At 54.7% G+C, this 17,114-nt stretch carries 16 protein-coding genes and 1 tRNA gene; 6 read left to right on the top strand and 11 right to left on the bottom strand.

Features of this window, described 5'->3' with window-relative positions; genetic code table 11:
• Window positions 1–18 precede the first annotated feature (18 nt).
• From icd to HNEAP_RS03120, 3 genes are all read left to right on the top strand, one after another.
• Window positions 19–1,284, top strand: a complete 1,266-nt coding sequence (gene icd, locus HNEAP_RS03130; protein ID WP_012823507.1) for an NADP-dependent isocitrate dehydrogenase — start codon at window positions 19–21, stop codon at window positions 1,282–1,284.
• A gap of 151 nt (window positions 1,285–1,435) precedes the next feature.
• Window positions 1,436–1,624, top strand: coding sequence for a CPXCG motif-containing cysteine-rich protein (locus HNEAP_RS12475; protein ID WP_012823506.1), 189 nt, complete (start codon window positions 1,436–1,438; stop codon window positions 1,622–1,624).
• A 45-nt stretch (window positions 1,625–1,669) separates the two neighbouring features.
• Window positions 1,670–1,746, top strand: a tRNA-Arg gene (locus HNEAP_RS03120).
• Window positions 1,747–2,119: 373 nt separating this feature from the next.
• On the opposite strand, the gene hsdR is transcribed toward HNEAP_RS03120, so the two are convergent.
• From hsdR to HNEAP_RS03095, 4 genes are all read right to left on the bottom strand, one after another.
• Window positions 2,120–4,471, bottom strand: a complete 2,352-nt coding sequence (hsdR, locus tag HNEAP_RS03115; RefSeq protein ID WP_012823505.1) for an EcoAI/FtnUII family type I restriction enzme subunit R — start codon at window positions 4,469–4,471, stop codon at window positions 2,120–2,122.
• Window positions 4,472–4,771: 300 nt separating this feature from the next.
• Window positions 4,772–6,190 (bottom strand): ATP-binding protein, encoded by a 1,419-nt coding sequence (locus HNEAP_RS03110; RefSeq protein ID WP_012823504.1) that lies wholly within the window; start codon window positions 6,188–6,190, stop codon window positions 4,772–4,774.
• A gap of 12 nt (window positions 6,191–6,202) precedes the next feature.
• Window positions 6,203–7,408: a restriction endonuclease subunit S gene (locus HNEAP_RS12170; RefSeq protein ID WP_012823503.1), complete on the bottom strand. Its 1,206-nt coding sequence runs from the start codon at window positions 7,406–7,408 to the stop codon at window positions 6,203–6,205.
• On the bottom strand, window positions 7,405–8,859 hold the full coding sequence (locus HNEAP_RS03095; protein ID WP_012823502.1) for a class I SAM-dependent DNA methyltransferase: 1,455 nt from the start codon (window positions 8,857–8,859) through the stop codon (window positions 7,405–7,407). Before HNEAP_RS03095 ends, HNEAP_RS12170 begins: the two co-directional genes overlap by 4 nt.
• A gap of 150 nt (window positions 8,860–9,009) precedes the next feature.
• Between HNEAP_RS03095 and HNEAP_RS12645 the strand changes: the two genes are divergently transcribed.
• Complete coding sequence (locus HNEAP_RS12645) at window positions 9,010–9,162, top strand: hypothetical protein (RefSeq protein ID WP_155802513.1); 153 nt, start codon at window positions 9,010–9,012, stop codon at window positions 9,160–9,162.
• Here the strand turns inward: HNEAP_RS12645 and tadA are convergent.
• Entirely contained in the window at window positions 9,147–9,608 is a 462-nt protein-coding gene (gene tadA, locus HNEAP_RS03090; protein WP_012823501.1) for a tRNA adenosine(34) deaminase TadA, read from the bottom strand. The genes HNEAP_RS12645 and tadA overlap by 16 nt on opposite strands.
• Before the next feature lie 266 nt (window positions 9,609–9,874).
• Between tadA and HNEAP_RS12470 the strand changes: the two genes are divergently transcribed.
• A complete protein-coding gene (locus HNEAP_RS12470) occupies window positions 9,875–10,018 on the top strand; it encodes a DUF3096 domain-containing protein (RefSeq protein WP_012823500.1) in 144 nt (47 codons plus the stop codon).
• Window positions 10,019–10,235: 217 nt separating this feature from the next.
• Here HNEAP_RS12470 and guaA read toward each other — a convergent pair whose 3' ends face one another.
• A complete protein-coding gene (guaA, locus tag HNEAP_RS03085; protein ID WP_012823499.1) occupies window positions 10,236–11,822 on the bottom strand; it encodes a glutamine-hydrolyzing GMP synthase in 1,587 nt (528 codons plus the stop codon).
• Window positions 11,823–12,046: 224 nt separating this feature from the next.
• Window positions 12,047–13,504: an IMP dehydrogenase gene (gene guaB / locus HNEAP_RS03080; protein WP_041600636.1), complete on the bottom strand. Its 1,458-nt coding sequence runs from the start codon at window positions 13,502–13,504 to the stop codon at window positions 12,047–12,049.
• A 163-nt stretch (window positions 13,505–13,667) separates the two neighbouring features.
• Here guaB and HNEAP_RS03075 point away from each other — a divergent pair, with 163 nt between their 5' ends.
• Entirely contained in the window at window positions 13,668–13,994 is a 327-nt protein-coding gene (locus HNEAP_RS03075; RefSeq protein WP_012823497.1) for a hypothetical protein, read from the top strand.
• Window positions 13,995–14,222: 228 nt separating this feature from the next.
• On the opposite strand, the gene HNEAP_RS03070 is transcribed toward HNEAP_RS03075, so the two are convergent.
• From HNEAP_RS03070 to HNEAP_RS03055, 4 genes are all read right to left on the bottom strand, one after another.
• Entirely contained in the window at window positions 14,223–14,696 is a 474-nt protein-coding gene (locus HNEAP_RS03070; protein WP_012823496.1) for a hypothetical protein, read from the bottom strand.
• Window positions 14,697–14,767: 71 nt separating this feature from the next.
• The gene (locus tag HNEAP_RS03065) at window positions 14,768–15,310 is read right to left on the bottom strand and encodes a phosphatidylglycerophosphatase A family protein (protein ID WP_012823495.1); all 543 of its coding nucleotides are present in this window, start codon (window positions 15,308–15,310) and stop codon (window positions 14,768–14,770) included.
• Between the two features lie 3 nt (window positions 15,311–15,313).
• Entirely contained in the window at window positions 15,314–16,285 is a 972-nt protein-coding gene (gene thiL / locus HNEAP_RS03060; protein ID WP_012823494.1) for a thiamine-phosphate kinase, read from the bottom strand.
• Window positions 16,286–16,303: 18 nt separating this feature from the next.
• A complete protein-coding gene (locus tag HNEAP_RS03055) occupies window positions 16,304–17,113 on the bottom strand; it encodes a TatD family hydrolase (RefSeq protein ID WP_012823493.1) in 810 nt (269 codons plus the stop codon).
• Window position 17,114: the final 1 nt, after the last annotated feature.

Genomic DNA, 17,114 nt, shown 5'->3' with positions numbered 1-17,114 from the left:
TCAGAGGCACACACTAATATGACCAACTCTGCGTCCCAGCACATCAAAATCCCTCAAGGCGAACGCATCGTCGCCCATCCGGACGGATCGATCACCGTGCCGAATACACCCATCATTCCGTTCATTGAAGGCGACGGCATCGGTGTCGACATCACCCCCGTCATGAAAAAGGTGATCGATGCGGCCGTCGCCAAGGCCTATGGCGATACGAAGAAAATTGCATGGATGGAAGTGTATGCAGGCGAGAAGGCAACCACCGTCTATGCCGACGATAAGAGCGGCCTGCCAGCCGAAACCATGGCTGCCGTGCGCGATTACGTCGTGTCCATCAAAGGCCCGCTGACCACCCCCGTCGGCGGCGGCATTCGTTCCCTCAACGTCGCCCTGCGCCAACAGCTTGACCTATACGTTTGCCTGCGTCCCGTGCGTTACTTCACCGGCACGCCCAGCCCACTCAAACATCCGGAAAAGACCGAAATGGTCATCTTCCGCGAAAACTCCGAGGACATCTACGCCGGCATCGAATGGGCGGCGGGTACGCCGGAAGTCAAAAAAGTCATCGACTTTTTGCAGAACGAAATGGGCGTCACCAAGATTCGCTTCCCCGAAAGCTCCGGTATCGGCATCAAACCCGTCTCGCGTGAAGGCACCGAGCGGCTGGTGCGCAAGGCGATGGAATACGTCATCGACAACGATCGCAGCTCGCTGACGCTCGTACACAAGGGCAACATCATGAAGTTCACCGAAGGTGGCTTCAAACAATGGGGCTACGACTTGGTGAAAAAAGAATTCGGCGCGGCCGAAATCGGTGGCGGCTGGTACCAATGCACCAATCCAAAAACCGGCCGTAAAATCACCATCAAAGACGGCATTGCCGACGCCTTCCTGCAACAAATTCTGCTCAAGCCGGAGGACTACGACGTGATCGCCACCTTAAACCTCAACGGCGATTATATCTCCGACGCGCTGGCAGCACAGGTTGGCGGCATCGGCATCGCGCCCGGCGCGAATATGTCCGATTCCATCGCCATGTTCGAAGCCACCCACGGCACCGCACCCGACATCGCCGGGAAAAACTTGGCCAATCCAGCCTCGCTGATTCTATCCGCCGAAATGATGCTGCGCCACATGGGCTGGATCGAAGCCGCCGATCTCGTCATTAAAGGGGTCGAAGGCGCGATTGCCAACAAACGCGTCACCGGCGACTTCGCCCGTCTCATGGACGATGCCACCCAGATCGGCAGCGATGCCTTCGGCGATGAAATGATCAAATACATGAACTGACCGTCGACAGAAAACGGTGCCCGACCGTCCGATCGAGCAAGCCCGCCCGAGGTACTTTTCCGGAGCGGGCTTTTTCGTCCATACTCGATTAACCAACTCGCCTGTTCTCGATCAAACGACCGAGCGGCACCACAAGAACCGGAAGCATCCCATGGACCTTCAACCCGAAGTCAGCGTTCAATGCCCCTACTGCTGGGAAACGATCGATCTTCTCCTGGACGCCAGCGCCGGCACGCAGGAATACATTGAAGACTGCAGCGTGTGCTGCCGCCCGATCATCGTCCATGTTTCCTTCCTATACGACGAACCGGAGGTCTGGGTCGAACCGGAAATGGACTAGTGTACTGTTCATACGCCCTTAGTGCTGTGGTAGCATTCGACCGCCGTCTACGTAGCTCAGCTGGATAGAGCAGCCCCCTCCTAAGGGGCAGGTCGGGGGTTCAAATCCCTCCGTGGACACCATATTACTTATGGAACCTCGAAAAACCCGTCATTCCCGCGTAGGCGGGAATCCAGCGCCTTGATTTTTCTGGGTTCCCGCTTTCGCGGGAACGACGAATCACGGGTATTTCGAGGTGCCCTGATGGAACTTCTGCATGACTCGATGGTGCCTCTGGCTTGTGGATTTGCCCGCAAGCCCCGTTTGGGCGTGCAGCCAAGAGCTCATTTGCGGGGTTGCGGCGCTTGCAAATGACAACGGTGCACCTCGAAAACCTACTGAACGCGGGCTTGGGTCTGCTTCGCATTAAGCTGGCGTAAACCTGTGACGGTTTTTCAAGGTGTTCTTGTCATCTTATGCATGGGCTGAAGCTCAAACGAAAGAGCCCAATTATCCCTAAACCTTCGCTTGCACTGGCTGATACAAAAACTTCTGAAACCCGCTAAACATCTGGCCGATTTCATCGGGCTTGCCGAGGTCGGCGATAGCATCGTTGATGGAGTCGTGGTATTTCAGGCGGAGCAAACTGCCGAGTTTGGTTTTGTCCAACTCCTCCACCCCCACGCTGATGTACTGCGAAAGCACGAAATCCAGAAACACTTGCTGTTTGCTGTTGAAGTGGCTGCTGATGAGCGCCATGGCACGATCCGCGCGATCTTCCCGGCTCAGCGGCGTTTGGGCGTAGGCCACATAAGCCAACACATCGAACAGATCACTATTTTGTGCATCGATGATCTTTTGCATTTCCCGCAGTTGATCCGTACCGAAGCCTTTTTCGGCCAGCCCTTCGAGCAAGCGTTTGCGGGTTTCGGGGTCACTCCACAGGGCCCGTAATTCGTCTTCGTCCTTGAAAAACTCCGGCAAGCGACCAAACAGCGATTCCATGAACTGCTGGGCAGACATCGGTGTACCGTCCGGGTGCCAGAAGCTCGTGCTCATCATGTGCTGGATGGTGCGGGCCTTGCCATCGGAAAGCTGCACTTTCACTTTGGGCTTGCGCTCATAAGACGAACTGGGTTCACGCACGCCATCGGGCGGGGTTGGTTCACTCGGCGGTTGGGGTGGGCGGGGGTCGGTTGGCTCTGGTTCCAGCGGCTCGCCGTCCCATTCGGGGTCATTGAAGTGATGGTGCGCCTTCACGAAATCATAGATGGTGAAGTAATCCTTGCCGTCATACAGCCGCGTGCCGCGCCCGATAATCTGTTTGAATTCGATCATCGAATTGACGGGGCGCATCAGCACGATATTGCGCACGTTGCGGGCGTCCACGCCGGTCGAGAGCTTTTGCGATGTGGTCAGGATCGTCGGGATAGTTTTCTCGTTGTCCTGAAAATCGCGCAGATAGTGTTCACCCCGCGCACCATCATTGGCGGTTACCCGTTGGCAGTAATCGGGGTTGCTGCTGGACTTGATCTGGTTGATCAAATCCCGCACGGCCAGGGCATGTTCTTGGGTGGCACAAAACACGATGGTTTTCTCGCGCTGGTCAATTTGCGCCATGAAAATCTCGACACGCTTTTGCTCACGTTCCTTGATCTCGATGATCTTGTTGAAGTCGGCTTCTTCGTAGCGCTTGCCCGCTTCAATCTCGCCTTCCACCAGCGTGTCATCGGGCGTGTACACATATTCATCGAGCGTGGTGGCGATTTGCTTCACTCGGAACGGAGTCAAAAAACCATCATTGATGCCGTCCTTCAATGAATACACAAACACCGGCTCGCCGAAGTATTGATAGGTATCCACGTTGTCTTTGCGCTTGGGCGTGGCGGTCAAGCCAAGCTGCACGGCGGGCGCGAAATACGCCAGAATGCCGCGCCAGTTGCTTTCATCGTTCGCGCCACCGCGATGGCACTCGTCGATAATGATGCAATCGAAAAAATCCGGCGGGTAATCGCCAAAGTACGGTGCAGGCTGGCCTTCGGCATCCTGCCCACTCATGAATGTCTGGAAAATCGTGAAAAACAGACTGCCGTTTTTCGGCACCCTTCCCTGCTTGCGAATATCGGCAGGATCAATCCGTACCAACGCATCTTCCGGGAACGCCGAAAAGGCATTGAAGGCCTGATTGGCGAGAATGTTGCGGTCGGCTAAAAACAAAATACGCGGGCGGCGGCTCGGTTCGGCTTCACGCTGCCAGTCGCGCAAGTTCCAGCGGCTATGAAACAGCTTCCACGCCAGTTGAAAGGCAATAAAGGTTTTGCCCGTACCGGTCGCCAAGGTGAGCAAAATGCGCGATTGATGATCGGCGATTGCCGCCAGCACGCGCTCGATGGCAATGTCTTGATAATACCGACTTTGAAAGTACCCGCCCCGATCCTCGAACGGCACCTCCGCGAAGCGATCACGCCAAATATTCTGGCTGGCAAAGGTGCGCGCCCACAATTCATCCGGGGATGGATAATTTGCGAGCTCGGCTTCGACGCCGGATTCCATATCGATGCCATAAATGCCCTGACCGTTCGTGGCATACGCAAAACGGATGGCGAGTTTGCCGGAATAATCCTTGGCTTGGCCCACGCCCTCGGTGAGTGGTTTATTCCACGCCTTGGCCTCGACCACCGCCAACTTGGTATTGCGGTACTCCAGCACATAATCGGCCGTCAGCGCCTTGCCGCGTTTACCCGCGCCTTCAATGCGGCCCAAGGTAATCGGGTATTCTCGCCGAATGCGTGAACCGGCCACCACGCCCCATCCGGCAGCAGCCAAGGCAGGGTCGATATGTTCGGCGCGGGTTTCGGCTTCGTTCATCGTGTTGCAGCATCCATTATCAAAACCCGGTTATGAACATAATCCCATTGAGCCGTTTCGCCAATCGCTTGAACACTTTACACTTTCCCGTAAGTGGACAGGGGGGTCCCGGTCGGCGTTTATGCCTCGGTGAGATACATCGGGGCTTTTCGCTTTCTGGGGAGCACTGTCTCACAGGCTTAGGCGATCTGTTTTGCCACACCCATTCTGCAAGCACGATTTGCATTAAAGCACTCAATTCATTGTTTATTAAGGAGTAAAGTAAAAATTAACACAGGCCATGGGTTTGTATTAAAGCACTCAAGCCCAGAAGGGTAAGTAGCGAGCATAACGCGTTGAACTCGTGTCGGACTCATCCGTTTTAATCAAGCCTGCTTCTTTGGCTGCGCCAATCACAAGAGACACCGTTGCTGCTTTTGATTCGGAAACGCCAAAACGAGCGCGCAGCGACTGGTTGGACATGCGTTGGTTACTCACATACATCAAGCAACAGTGCTGATAACACGCACGAAGCCTATCCGATTTACTCATGGCTGAAAAATCTTGATGCGCAAAAAGCACTGCTGTCGTCCGCAACTCCCCAACGCGAAAATCGGGGGCAGGCAATTGGAATGCCTCAGCGGCTTTGACAACCTTGTCGACACCACTACCTTTTTCCTCGCAGATGCCAAGTCGCCGCATCAAATCTGCCAAATGTTCATTACGTGAACGATATTCATCGATAAAGCGTTCAACCTTGATCGGCGGGGTACCTGGGTTGGAAATCTCAATTCGATCCGAAAACATCTCGATCATGACCGAGGCCCCTGAAGCATGAAAGTCCTGATGCACCAATGCATTAGCAATCAGCTCCCGTAATGCCTGTTTCGGGAACATTTTCACTTCCTCACGCACCACCTGTTCAATGCTGCGATTTTGCGGAGCTGCCGAATGGACAAAATCGACAAGGTTCTCGAACCCCACCGCATAGCCTCTGTTACCCGGTTTATCTTCTCGAGTTTGGGTTTTGTCCGTACCTTCATAAAACACTACGCGAGGTGCCTTGCGGGCAAGAGTTAGCGAAAAGGCATCCAGTTTTTTGGCGAGCAGAATCGCTGCTAAATTGGAGATATTCCAGCCTGACGCGGTTTGTGTGATTAGCTCCTCACCACTCAAGCGAGCTAGCACACCCTCCCGGTTTGTCGGATACGGTAACTGTAACAACTCGAAATAGGCCTGGGTATCGAGCAGAGCGATCACTTCATCAGCGCTGGCATCTTGTCTAGCCAGTTGCGAGAACCAATCGGGCTGGCCTTCTGCGAAAATGCGCCGCAGTTGATCGGGTGTCATTGGCACTAAATCCTCACCCGCCCGCATCAGGTAAGCCCCGTCAAAAGCTAGAGGCTGACCGACAGGACGCGTGGGAATATCAAACACCAACACCCGACCCTCGGGATGCGCCAGCTCCACCGCATCCACACGAATGTGCAGCTTGTCGACAATGCGCGCCTTGATATCGTTGAGATTTGATGTCACCGCGAATGCCTGCGAACCGACTACGCGCCTAGGCAGCCTGTCGGACACACCTAGTACCAGATGCCCGCCGCCTTCATTGGCTAAAGCTACGCAGTATCGCAGTAACTTTGTGGTGTCGAATTGCAGTTTGGCCTCCTTGAATTCAAGGTGTTCGGACTCTGTAGGCGCCGAGAGCCAGCGTGTAAGGGTATCGAGGGTAATCATCGTATTGGCATCCTAAAGTGAGCCGGAGAAGGCTTGATGCAGCAGGGATTTTTTCAGTTCATCGAGGGCAGCGAGTTTTTGTTGGTAGATTGATTCCAGGCGTTGGGTTTCGGCAGACAACTCTTCGAGTTGTGCCGTCATCCTTTCCTGTTCCTTTAGCGGAGGAAATGAGACAGCAATTTTTCTCAAATCCCCAATGTTTATTTGCATTAGCGCTGTTCCATAAGTTTTGATGCGGATTTGGCTCTGCACTGCCTCTGAAGTCATCAGGAAATAGCCAAAATCTTGGCTAAGTAACGATGGATCAAACATGATCGGAACTATGCCGCGCGTTACGTTAGCGCCAGCAAGTTCTGAGGATGTGACCGCCAACACTCCGGTACTTCCTCGAACACAGAGCAGAAGTTCGCCGCCACGCAGCGTAGTTCTGCGATAGCCATCGGCCAGCTTTGGGTCGATACGTTTCAATCCGTTAAGCGTAATCAATTTTGCCGTCAAGTCCGTAGGACGAACAATCGGCATTCCTTTAGCGTATTCGTGACCCGGCTGAACGATGCCATATGAAAGTGTGCATTGCGCATCTACCACTTCCTCAAGCGACTTTTCCGCCCACCCCTCACCCCGCTGCGTGAACACGGATTGCAGGTGGCTTTCAAACAAGGCGCGGGCGTTCTGGCGGTTCTGTTCGGCATGGGCTCGGGCTTTGGCGATGCCTTCAAAGGCTTCGTCGAGAATGGAGACAATGCGGTGTTGTTCGGCAATGGGGGGAACCCATATCTGGACGCTCTGGAGTTTTTGAATCGTCAGCGTGTCTACGGTTGCCCCATTCCCATGATCCAGTTGATCGAGAAACATGGTGGATTTCAACCAAAAATTGACGAACTTGCTACTGACATCGCTGATTCTCTTCATCCAAAGGATGCTGGCATCCTTGAAATAGAACCTGTCGCCATCCTGGACGATGTACGAATTGCCAATAGTTCCGATCGCTGTGATGACTATATCGTCAGTTCTCGGAGCTCCATACTGATTTGCAAGCTCTGCATAATGAGCCTCAGAAATAAACAGCTCGTTGTCTACGAAGCCATCCATTGCTAATCGCGTGACCTCGCGTCCGCGATAGAAAGGCACTCCTTCTGCTTTCCACTGTGACTTCAAAACACGCTTGCTAGATCCAATTTGAAAAAGATCCTTAAGTGGTACGACCTTCCCTTTCATAACAACGCCCGAATCTTCGCCAGCACATCCGTACTCTCCATATCCAGCGCGGCGATCTCGTCCATGATTTCCTGCGGGCTGCGGTGGATGATTTCCTCTTGGCCATTCGGGTTCTTTACCGAAAGATCGTAGGTGGTGGTGTCGAGTGTCGCGGCATCCACGCGCCAGCTTTTGGGTGAATCGGCGAAGGTTTTTTGTAGTTCGATGAACTCCGCTAAATCCGCATCGTTGAGTGGGTTGGTTTTGCCCATGTTGCGGCCGGGGTCGAGCTGGTAGTACCAAACCTGCCGTGTCGGTGCGCCTTTCTCGAAGAACAGCACCACGGTTTTCACGCCTGCGCCTAGAAACGTGCCGCCGGGCATATCGAGTACGGTGTGCAGGTTGCAGGATTCGAGCAGCAGTTTGCGCAAGGAAACTGAGGCGTTGTCGGTGTTGCTTAAAAAGGTATTTTTGATGACCACGGCCGCGCGGCCACCGGCCTTGAGCAGCTTGATGAAGTGTTGCAGGAACAAAAAGGCGGTTTCGCCGGTGCGGATGGGGAAGTTTTGTTGTACTTCCTTGCGCTCTTTGCCGCCGAAGGGCGGGTTGGCGAGGATGATGTCGAAGCGGTCTTTGTCCTGCACGTCGGCAAGGTTTTCGGCCAGGGTGTTGGTGTGCACGATATTCGGCGCTTCGATGCCATGCAGGATCATGTTCATGATGGCAATCACGTAGGCCAGCGATTTCTTTTCTTTACCGTAAAAAGTGCGCTCTTGCAGGGTTTTGATGTCGGCGGTGGTGCGGTTCGGCTGGCTTTTGAGGTAGTCGAAGGCTTCACACAAAAAGCCCGCACTGCCCACGGCGCCATCGTATATGCGCTCGCCGATTTGCGGGGCGACCACGCGCACCATGGCACGGATCAACGGGCGCGGGGTGTAATACTCGCCGCCGTTGCGCCCGGCGTTGCCCATGTTTTTGATTTTGGCTTCGTACAGGTGCGAGAGTTCGTGCTTTTCGATTTGCGAGCCGAAGCGCAGTTCGTCGATGTGGTCGATGATTTCGCGCAGGTTGTAGCCGCTGTGAATCTTGTTTTTGATTTCGCCGAAAATCTCGCCGATTTTGTATTCGAGGGTATTCGGCCCAGCGGCGCGTTGCTTGAAGCCATGCAGATAGGGGAACAGTTTGCGATCCACAAAATCGCGCAAGTCATCACCCGTCATCGCGGCATTGGGGTCAATCACGCCGGTGGCATCCTTCGGTGCGGCCCAGGCATCCCAGCGGTAGGCTTCATCCAATATCGGGGTGTAGGTTTTGCCCTCAAGCTGGGCTTCAATTGCCTTGTCTCGTTCAAGGCTATCGAGATATTTCAGGAACAACAGCCATGAGGTTTGCTCGGTGTAATCAAGCTCGGTGGTGCAACCGGCTTCTTTCCAGAGCACGTTGTCGATATTGCGAAAGGCTTGTTCAAACATGGGAATTCGGGCTTCGAGTGGCTGGAACAGGCAGCATCATAGCCCAACAAAAAAACGCATGGTATTGGTTGGCGGCCCCGCAAGGCGAAGTGGCTACTGACCGACACATTGAGACAATGACACGCAAACCGAGGGCACCTAGAAATACCCATGATTCGTCGTTCCCGCGCAGGCGGGAACCCAGAAAAATCAAGGCGCTGGATTCCCGCCTACGCGGGAATGACGGGTTTTTCGAGATTCCCCGAACGGAATACTTCTGACGGCAAGGCCGAGTCGGGGATGATCTATCAACGTTTTTCCTGAAAAAAATGCCTTAATAACTCGGCCGCTTCCTGCTCGCAAGGCCCGGTATCGACAACAACCGAATGGTGATGCCAGGGCGCGCGATTCAGATCAATCGCCCCGCCGCAAGCGCCCGCACGCGGATCGGGTGCGGCAAAAACAACCCGCGCAATCCGTGCATGACTAATGGCCGCCATGCACATGGGGCACGGCTCCAGTGTCACATACAGGGTGCAATCGTCCAGCCGGTAATTGGCCAGCGCCATCCCCGCGGCACGCAACGCCAATATCTCGGCATGTGCCGACGGATCATTCAGACGGATCGGCGCATTTCGGCCCGTGGCGATCACCTTGCCTTGACGAACCACCACCGCCCCGACCGGAACCTCGCCGTCCGCAGCGGCAAGATTTGCCTCATCTAGCGCTTGCTGTATGAATTGACGGTCAACGCTTGAAGGCAGTTTCATGTTTAAACAATACCAATTCAAATACTCATCTTGAAGGAAACGACGGGCTCGCTTGGGAACGCAGCAGTGGCAAATGATTTTTCAAAAATAGATGGTTAATGTGTGTCTGTATATTGTTGTTTATGAGTATGTTTATCGATAGGTTCAAAAATCGCGTACGATGGTTTGTCGTGCCGTGAAGATTTTGCAATAAGACAGCCAAATGCATCACGCACCAAAGTGAACCAAATTTGAAATTAGAACCACCCTCGATTTAGGAGCAAAAATTGAACATTCACATCACGCTAGCGCCATTGATTTCACTCGCAGCCGGTATCGCCATTTTGATATTCCCTAAGCTTCTCAACTACATTGTCGCAATCTATCTGATTGTACTTGGTGTCCTTGGATTACTCGGTCACGGCTTTTAATTCCGTCGTAGACGGAAGACTCTGAATAATTCCATCCTGCAACGTCAGAGGGTGGGAATCAAAACGTGAGATTTTGATGATCTGCATGAACAATCACTTATGTGATCGTTCATGACAAGACATCCCCGCCCTACACGATATTTCTGATTAGATCAGAGCTTCCCTAAACCTGTTTGTGGCGTTCGGGACGATTGAGTTGACACGAGGTCAGTACCCGTCACTCCCATTCGATGGTGCCCGGTGGTTTGCCGGTCACATCGTACACGACTCGAGATATGCCGTTGATCTCGTTGACGATGCGCAAAGAAACGCGCTCGAGGAATTCATACGGCAGGTGCGCCCAGCGGGCGGTCATGAAGTCGATGGTTTCCACCGCGCGCATGGCTACCACGTAGTCGTACTTGCGGCCGTCACCCATCACGCCGACGGATTTGACCGGCAGGAAGACGACGAAAGCCTGCGAGACTTTGTCGTACAAATCCGCAGCACGCAGTTCTTCGATGAAGATGGCATCGGCGCGGCGCAGCAGGTCGGCGTAGTGTTTTTTCACTTCACCCAGGATGCGCACGCCAAGGCCCGGGCCGGGGAACGGATGACGGTACACCATCTCGCTCGGTAGGCCGAGCTCGACACCGATCTTGCGGACCTCGTCCTTGAACAATTCACGCAGCGGTTCCAGTAGTTTCAGACGCATGTGCGCGGGCAAACCGCCAACGTTGTGGTGCGACTTGATGACGTGCGCCTTGCCGGTCTTGGAACCGGCGGACTCGATCACGTCGGGATAAATCGTGCCTTGAGCCAGCCAGGCTGCATTTTTATGCAGGTTGGCCTGCTCTTCGAAGATTTCGACAAAGATGCCGCCAATGATTTTGCGTTTGTCCTCTGGATCGGCGACACCTTCCAGCGCGGCAAGAAAGCGCGCCTCGGCATCGACGCGAATCACGCGCACGCCCATGTGCTGGGCAAAGGTGCTCATGACCTGATCGCCTTCATTCAACCGCAGCAGGCCGTTGTCGACGAAGATGCAGGTGAGCTGGTCGCCGATTGCTTTGTGCAGTAATGCGGCAACCACGGAAGAATCGACGCCACCTGACAACCCCAGAATCACCTCGTCGCCGCCGATTTGATCGCGGATACGTGCGAGCATGTCGTCAATGATGTTGTCGGGTTTCCACAGGCCGTGCGTCTGGCAAATCTGGCGGACGAATCGCTCCAGAATGCGGTGGCCCTGGCGCGTATGCGTGACTTCGGGGTGGAACTGAACGCCATAAAACCGGCGCGTTTCATCGGCCATGCCGGCGATGGGCGCGTTATCGGTCGATGCCATGAGTTTGAAGCCAGTTGGCAGTTCGATGACATGATCGCCATGGCTCATCCAGACATCCAGCATACCAAAGCCTTCCGGCGTGACGCTGTCTTCGATGTCTTTCAACAGCGCCGTATGACCCCGTGCACGCACGGAGGCGTAGCCAAACTCACGATGATCGGCATTTTCGACCACGCCACCGAGTTGCGCCGCCATGGTTTGCATGCCGTAACAAATACCCAGCACCGGCACGCCCAATTCGAACACGGCCTGAGGCGCAGCGGGCGGCGTCGCTTCGATAACTGATTCCGGCCCGCCGGAAAGGATGATGCCTTGCGGTGTAAAACTGCGCACGAACGCATCATCTACTTCCCAGGAATGAATTTCGCAGTACACACCGCACTCGCGCACGCGACGAGCGATGAGCTGGGTGTATTGCGAACCGAAATCCAGAATCAGGATGCGTTCGGCATGAATATCGGCTGCGTGTGAAGTCATTCGTCTGTTTCCTTAAAATAAGCTCTGAATAATTCCATCCTGGAATTTTCAGAGGGCGAAAATCAAAAAATGCGATTTTCGATTTTCTTCATAAACAATAATTTAAATTATTGTTTATGACGGCACATCCTTGTGCCGCACGGAACGTCTGATTGAATCAGAGATTCCTAAAGCAGACAGCGGCCAAGCGGCCGCTGCGGTTTAGTGCAATCATAGCGACCGAATCAATCGATGCGGTAGTTCGGACTTTCCTTGGTGATAGCGACATCATGCACATGCGATTCACGTATGCCCGCACTGGTAATCCGGACGAATTGCGGGACAGTGCGCATGGTGGTGATGTCACGAGCACCCACGTACCCCATCGATGAGCGCAGGCCACCGAGCATCTGGTGCACAATCGCGACCAGTGAGCCCTTGTAAGGCACCCGTCCCTCGATACCTTCGGGCACCAGCTTTTCAACCGCCGATTCGCCCTGGAAATAACGATCGCTGGAACCTTGCTGCATGGCCCCAAGCGAACCCATGCCCCGGTAGGATTTATAGGAACGCCCTTGAAACAGCTCCACTTCACCGGGTGCTTCTTCGGTACCCGCCAGCATGCTGCCGACCATGACCGTGTGCGCACCGGCGGCAATCGCTTTGGCGAAATCGCCGGAATAACGAATGCCACCGTCGGCGATCAACGGTACGCCCGTTCCTTTCAGTGCTTCTGCCACATTGGAAACGGCGGTGATTTGCGGCACACCGACACCCGCGATAATTCGTGTGGTGCAAATGGAACCAGGGCCGATCCCGACCTTGACGGCGTCGGCGCCCGCGGCGACCAGATCGAGTGCCGCTGCACCTGTCGCAATGTTACCGCCGATCACATCCACATGCGGGTAGGTTTTCTTAACCCAGGCAACACGATCAAGCACGCCTTGGCTATGGCCATGCGCGGTATCCACGACCAGCACGTCCACGCCAGCGGCGACCAATGCAGCCACGCGCTCTTCGGTATCGCCACCGGTGCCGACAGCGGCACCGGCCAACAGACGGCCCTGGGAGTCTTTGGATGCATTAGGGTAATCGGTTGATTTCTGGATGTCCTTGACGGTAATCATGCCACGCAATTCAAAACGATCATTCACAACCAGCACTTTTTCGATGCGGAACTTGTGCAACAAGGCCTGAACTTCCTCGCGGCTGGCGCCTTCCTTGACCGTGACGAGGTTATCCTGCTGGGTCATGATCTTGCTGACCGGTTGGTCCAGATTGCGCTCAAAACGCAGATCGCGGCTGGTGACGATACCCACGAGATCCATGCCGTCAACTACCGGCACGCCACTGATGCGGTGATCGCGCGTGATTTTGAGCACATCGCGGATGCTCATGTCGGGTGGGACCGTTATGGGGTCCTTGATAACGCCAGATTCGTACTTTTTCACTTGTCGGACGTGATCGGCTTGCATCGCAACAGACATGTTTTTGTGAATGATGCCTATGCCGCCTTCCTGCGCCAGCGCAATGGCAAGGCGGGCTTCGGTCACGGTATCCATGGCAGCCGATACGAGCGGCACGTTCAACCAGACATTGCGTGTCAGTTGGGTTTTGAGTGAGACTTCTCGCGGCAGAACAGTGGAATGCGCGGGGACGAGCAGAACATCATCGAAGGTCAGGCCTTCATCGACTATACGCATCATAAAGATCTCTTACGGTAATGAAAATTTTGCCAATTATAAGGATGGATGGTTAGCGGGTAAACTCAAACCCGCCGAGATAGTAGCCAGAGCACTTACTCTGAGCTAAAGTCTCCTTTGTACCGATAAGGTCACCAAGGGAAACCACCAGGAGAAATCAAGAATGAAAAAAGCTCAGAAGATAGCCACAGCAGTAACCGCAGCCACCCTCTTTGTCGGCATCAGTGCTGCCAATGCAGCTAACATGGCTGACTATGAAAAGGCCAAGACCGCTGCCATGGCAGAAGTCAAGAAAGTTGAAGCCGAAGGTATTGCGCCTTGGAACCCCAAAGCGAAAAAACCAATTCTGGATCACTCAGATCAGCTGGCTAAAAAAGGTGACTTCGAAGGTGCGATTAAATATGCGAATTACATCGCCAGCCTACAGCCCATTGCAGTTAAAGAGTGGAAGAGCCAGCCTAATCCTGGGCCATACAAGCCTTCGCGTTAATATCGTTCAAGAACGATCGCTCTAAGCGCAACATCTTAATGGGCACTTCGAAATACCCGTTATTCGTCGTTCCCGCGAAAGCGGGAACCCAGAAAAATCAAGGCGCCGGATTCCCGCCTACGCGGGAATGACTGGTTTTTCGAGCTTCCCTAATATGAGCCGGGCTTATTGCTCGGCTTTTTTACGCCTTATGCCATATATTTTCTACTGATTTTCGTCTCTGGCTGATTATTTTTTAAATCCAATCGTGATCTGTACCGAGCGTGCGTTAGCCACGGTAAAGGAACGTTTGATGGCCTGCCCGTCATGGGTTGCTTCGACCTGATATTTACCTACCGGTAACTGAACAAACATCTGCGGCCCGTCTGACGTCGCCTCAAGGATTGACGCGCCCTTCGCGTCACTGATCCGCACCGGGACATCGGCGACGAATTCACCGCCCGGCACGACCGCAAAGGTCAAATGGGTATTGAATTCTCGCGCATGGGCCGCCAACCAAGCACGCTCTTCGACACCGAATCCGCCGGAAACAAAATGCACACCACCCTGAACCTGCGGCGTCAAAGCGCCCGAGGCGACCTCAGCTGGCGTCAGCGACTTGATTGCGGGTTCTTCGGAGGCAGTCGGCCCCGCAGCCCAAACCATTGGGGTGCTGATCAAGGCACCGGCAATAACCAAGGAATATAAACGTCTCATGTTCATCGTCACGCTCCTTTTCCAAGATTGGGAATGTTAGGCCACATCGATAAGCAGAAAGTTTCGAACCCGCATCATTAGCCTGCAAAAAAAGCAGCAGGAAAGATTCTGGACAGAATCAACAGGGCAGCAAGGGCAAATATTCCGGCCAGCAGGTCATCAACCATGATGCCCAATCCTCCGGATACACGACGATCCAGCCAGCTGATCGGCCAGGGTTTGAGCACATCGAACACGCGGAAAGCCACAAACCCCCAAAGCAGGTTGAGCGGTGTCACCGGAATCAGGATGAACGGGATCAACACGCCGACAATTTCATCGAACACGATGCCGCCATGATCGTGCACACCGAGCTTTTCACTGGCCCTGCCGCAAAGAAACACACCGATGGGTGTGAGTAGAAGGACAGCGGCTGCCATCAAATATCCCGCTGGCACGGCCAGACTGGTGGCGAGCACGCCAATGCCACATGCCAGGGCGATGCCCGGCAAGGTTCCGAACGTGCCCGGTGCCTTTGGCGCCAAACCGCTGCCAAATCCGAAGGCGAGCCACAATACAGGATCGCGCCACACACGGCGGGCAAGATGAGGAATCGGCGGATTTTTCTGATGTGAACTCATGACCTAATCCAAATTTACCGGCGCGAAGTGATCGAACCCCTGCACGTGTACCGGCATGTCATGTCCCTGTGCGTCCAGTACCCGCAGGCGCTTATCTTGGGTGATTCGCCCGATCACGGTGGCGGGCACATCCAGCATTGCCCACTGATCGGGCGCAATGGTGAACAACAGCTCGTAGTCATCTCCCGCCGTCAAGGGAAGGTTATGTTGTGTTGGGTCGGCGGCAAGCCATGCGCGGGCGGCGGGTGAAATCGGCAGGCGATCGGCCTCAACAACGGCACCCACATGACTGGCGCGCAAAATATGCCCTAAATCCTGCAACAAGCCATCGGAGATATCGATAGCGGCATGGGCCACCTCGGCAAGCCGCCTGCCCTCCTCCCCTCGCGGCGTGGGGCGATTCAGGCGCATCTGCAAGAAGTCGATGTCCTCCGGATTCAAGGAGGGAGGCATGGATTCGGGACGCTGAATCGAACGCAGACCCAGACCCGCATCGCCGAGTGTACCGGTTACGGCAATCAGATCACCGGACTGTGCGCCCGAGCGCGTGAGCATTCGATCCGGTGGGGCGCTGCCCATGATCGTAACCGCCAAGGAAAGAACCGGGCTCTTGACCGTATCACCACCGACAAGACAAATACCGTGTTGCTCAGCCAAGGTATAAAAACCCTTCGCAAATGCCTCCAGCCAATCCGGTTCGATAGACGGCAAAGCCAACCCCAGCGTTACGCCCAAAGGCCGAGCACCCATCGCGGCGAGATCAGAAAGATTTACCGCCATGGCCTTGTAACCCACATCGAAGGCGGCCGTCGATTCGGGAAAATGTCGTCCTTCAACAAGCAGGTCGGTACTGACCAGCAAGTGCTCCCCTTCGGGCACCCGCAATGCGGCGCAATCGTCCCCCACCCCCAACACCACTGATGCATCCGCACACGGGCGGGAAAAGTAGCGCGCAATGAGTTCAAATTCATTCATGACAACAAGTCAGGTCCATCAGGGCAGATTCAACCAACGCCGGGTATTTGCATCGGTGTATTCAGCCACGGTAGAGAGCGTTTCACCCCGCACATCGGCAAGCGTTTGCGCAGTGTGCGTCACATAGATTGGCGTATTGGGCTTGCCGCGATGCGGTGCGGGCGCGAGATAAGGCGCATCGGTTTCGATCAGTATCCGGTCTTGCGGTACTTTCTTGGCCGTTTCCCGCAGATCGGCGGCCGATTTGTAGGTGAGAATGCCGGAAAAGGAAATATAAAACCCGAGATCCAGTGCCTTTTTTGCCGTATCCCAGTCTTCGACGAAACAGTGCATCACCCCGCCGCAATCACGGGCATTTTCCGATCGCAGCACGTCGATGGTGTCCTTGGCCGCCGCACGCGTGTGGATGATGACCGGTTTTTTCAGTTCAAGCGCCGCCGCAATGTGGGCTCTGAAACGCTCATGCTGCCAACGTTCGGCCTCGCCGCTGCGAAAGTAGTCGAGACCGGTCTCGCCGATGGCCACGATCTGCCCGGAATAAGGACTCGCGCGCGCATACGCCACGATGGCCTCGGCTTCAAGGTCATAGTCGGGGTCTTCGGTGGGGTGGATACCGAACGAAAGCCAGACTTGCGGACGATCCTCGCACGGATGCGCATAAGGTGCGACCAATTCGGCCATATCCGACCAGCGGTCGGGATGAATCGCCACGCACAACATGCGGCGCACACCGGCTTCGAACGCGGCCATCATGAATTGATCGAACGAATCGTCAAATGGCGTCAAATCGAGCTTGTCGAGGTGGCAATGGGAATCGAACAGGTTCATA

The sequence above is a fragment of the Halothiobacillus neapolitanus c2 genome, from assembly GCF_000024765.1.
GTDB lineage: Bacteria > Pseudomonadota > Gammaproteobacteria > Halothiobacillales > Halothiobacillaceae > Halothiobacillus > Halothiobacillus neapolitanus.
The sequence above is the reverse complement of the archived record's forward strand: the minus strand, read 5'-3'. Positions and strand labels throughout refer to the sequence as shown.

What these genes read in the sequence shown, in the direction of transcription:
- icd (WP_012823507.1), top strand. Translation starts at nt 19, where the DNA reads ATGACCAACTCTGCGTCCCAGCACATCAAAATCCCTCAAGGCGAACGC.
- HNEAP_RS12475 (WP_012823506.1), top strand. Translation starts at nt 1,436, where the DNA reads ATGGACCTTCAACCCGAAGTCAGCGTTCAATGCCCCTACTGCTGGGAA.
- hsdR (WP_012823505.1), bottom strand. Translation starts at nt 4,471, where the DNA reads ATGAACGAAGCCGAAACCCGCGCCGAACATATCGACCCTGCCTTGGCT.
- HNEAP_RS03110 (WP_012823504.1), bottom strand. Translation starts at nt 6,190, where the DNA reads ATGATTACCCTCGATACCCTTACACGCTGGCTCTCGGCGCCTACAGAG.
- HNEAP_RS12170 (WP_012823503.1), bottom strand. Translation starts at nt 7,408, where the DNA reads ATGAAAGGGAAGGTCGTACCACTTAAGGATCTTTTTCAAATTGGATCT.
- HNEAP_RS03095 (WP_012823502.1), bottom strand. Translation starts at nt 8,859, where the DNA reads ATGTTTGAACAAGCCTTTCGCAATATCGACAACGTGCTCTGGAAAGAA.
- HNEAP_RS12645 (WP_155802513.1), top strand. Translation starts at nt 9,010, where the DNA reads ATGATTCGTCGTTCCCGCGCAGGCGGGAACCCAGAAAAATCAAGGCGC.
- tadA (WP_012823501.1), bottom strand. Translation starts at nt 9,608, where the DNA reads ATGAAACTGCCTTCAAGCGTTGACCGTCAATTCATACAGCAAGCGCTA.
- guaA (WP_012823499.1), bottom strand. Translation starts at nt 11,822, where the DNA reads ATGACTTCACACGCAGCCGATATTCATGCCGAACGCATCCTGATTCTG.
- guaB (WP_041600636.1), bottom strand. Translation starts at nt 13,504, where the DNA reads ATGCGTATAGTCGATGAAGGCCTGACCTTCGATGATGTTCTGCTCGTC.
- HNEAP_RS03075 (WP_012823497.1), top strand. Translation starts at nt 13,668, where the DNA reads ATGAAAAAAGCTCAGAAGATAGCCACAGCAGTAACCGCAGCCACCCTC.
- HNEAP_RS03070 (WP_012823496.1), bottom strand. Translation starts at nt 14,696, where the DNA reads ATGAACATGAGACGTTTATATTCCTTGGTTATTGCCGGTGCCTTGATC.
- HNEAP_RS03065 (WP_012823495.1), bottom strand. Translation starts at nt 15,310, where the DNA reads ATGAGTTCACATCAGAAAAATCCGCCGATTCCTCATCTTGCCCGCCGT.
- thiL (WP_012823494.1), bottom strand. Translation starts at nt 16,285, where the DNA reads ATGAATGAATTTGAACTCATTGCGCGCTACTTTTCCCGCCCGTGTGCG.
- HNEAP_RS03055 (WP_012823493.1), bottom strand. Translation starts at nt 17,113, where the DNA reads ATGAACCTGTTCGATTCCCATTGCCACCTCGACAAGCTCGATTTGACG.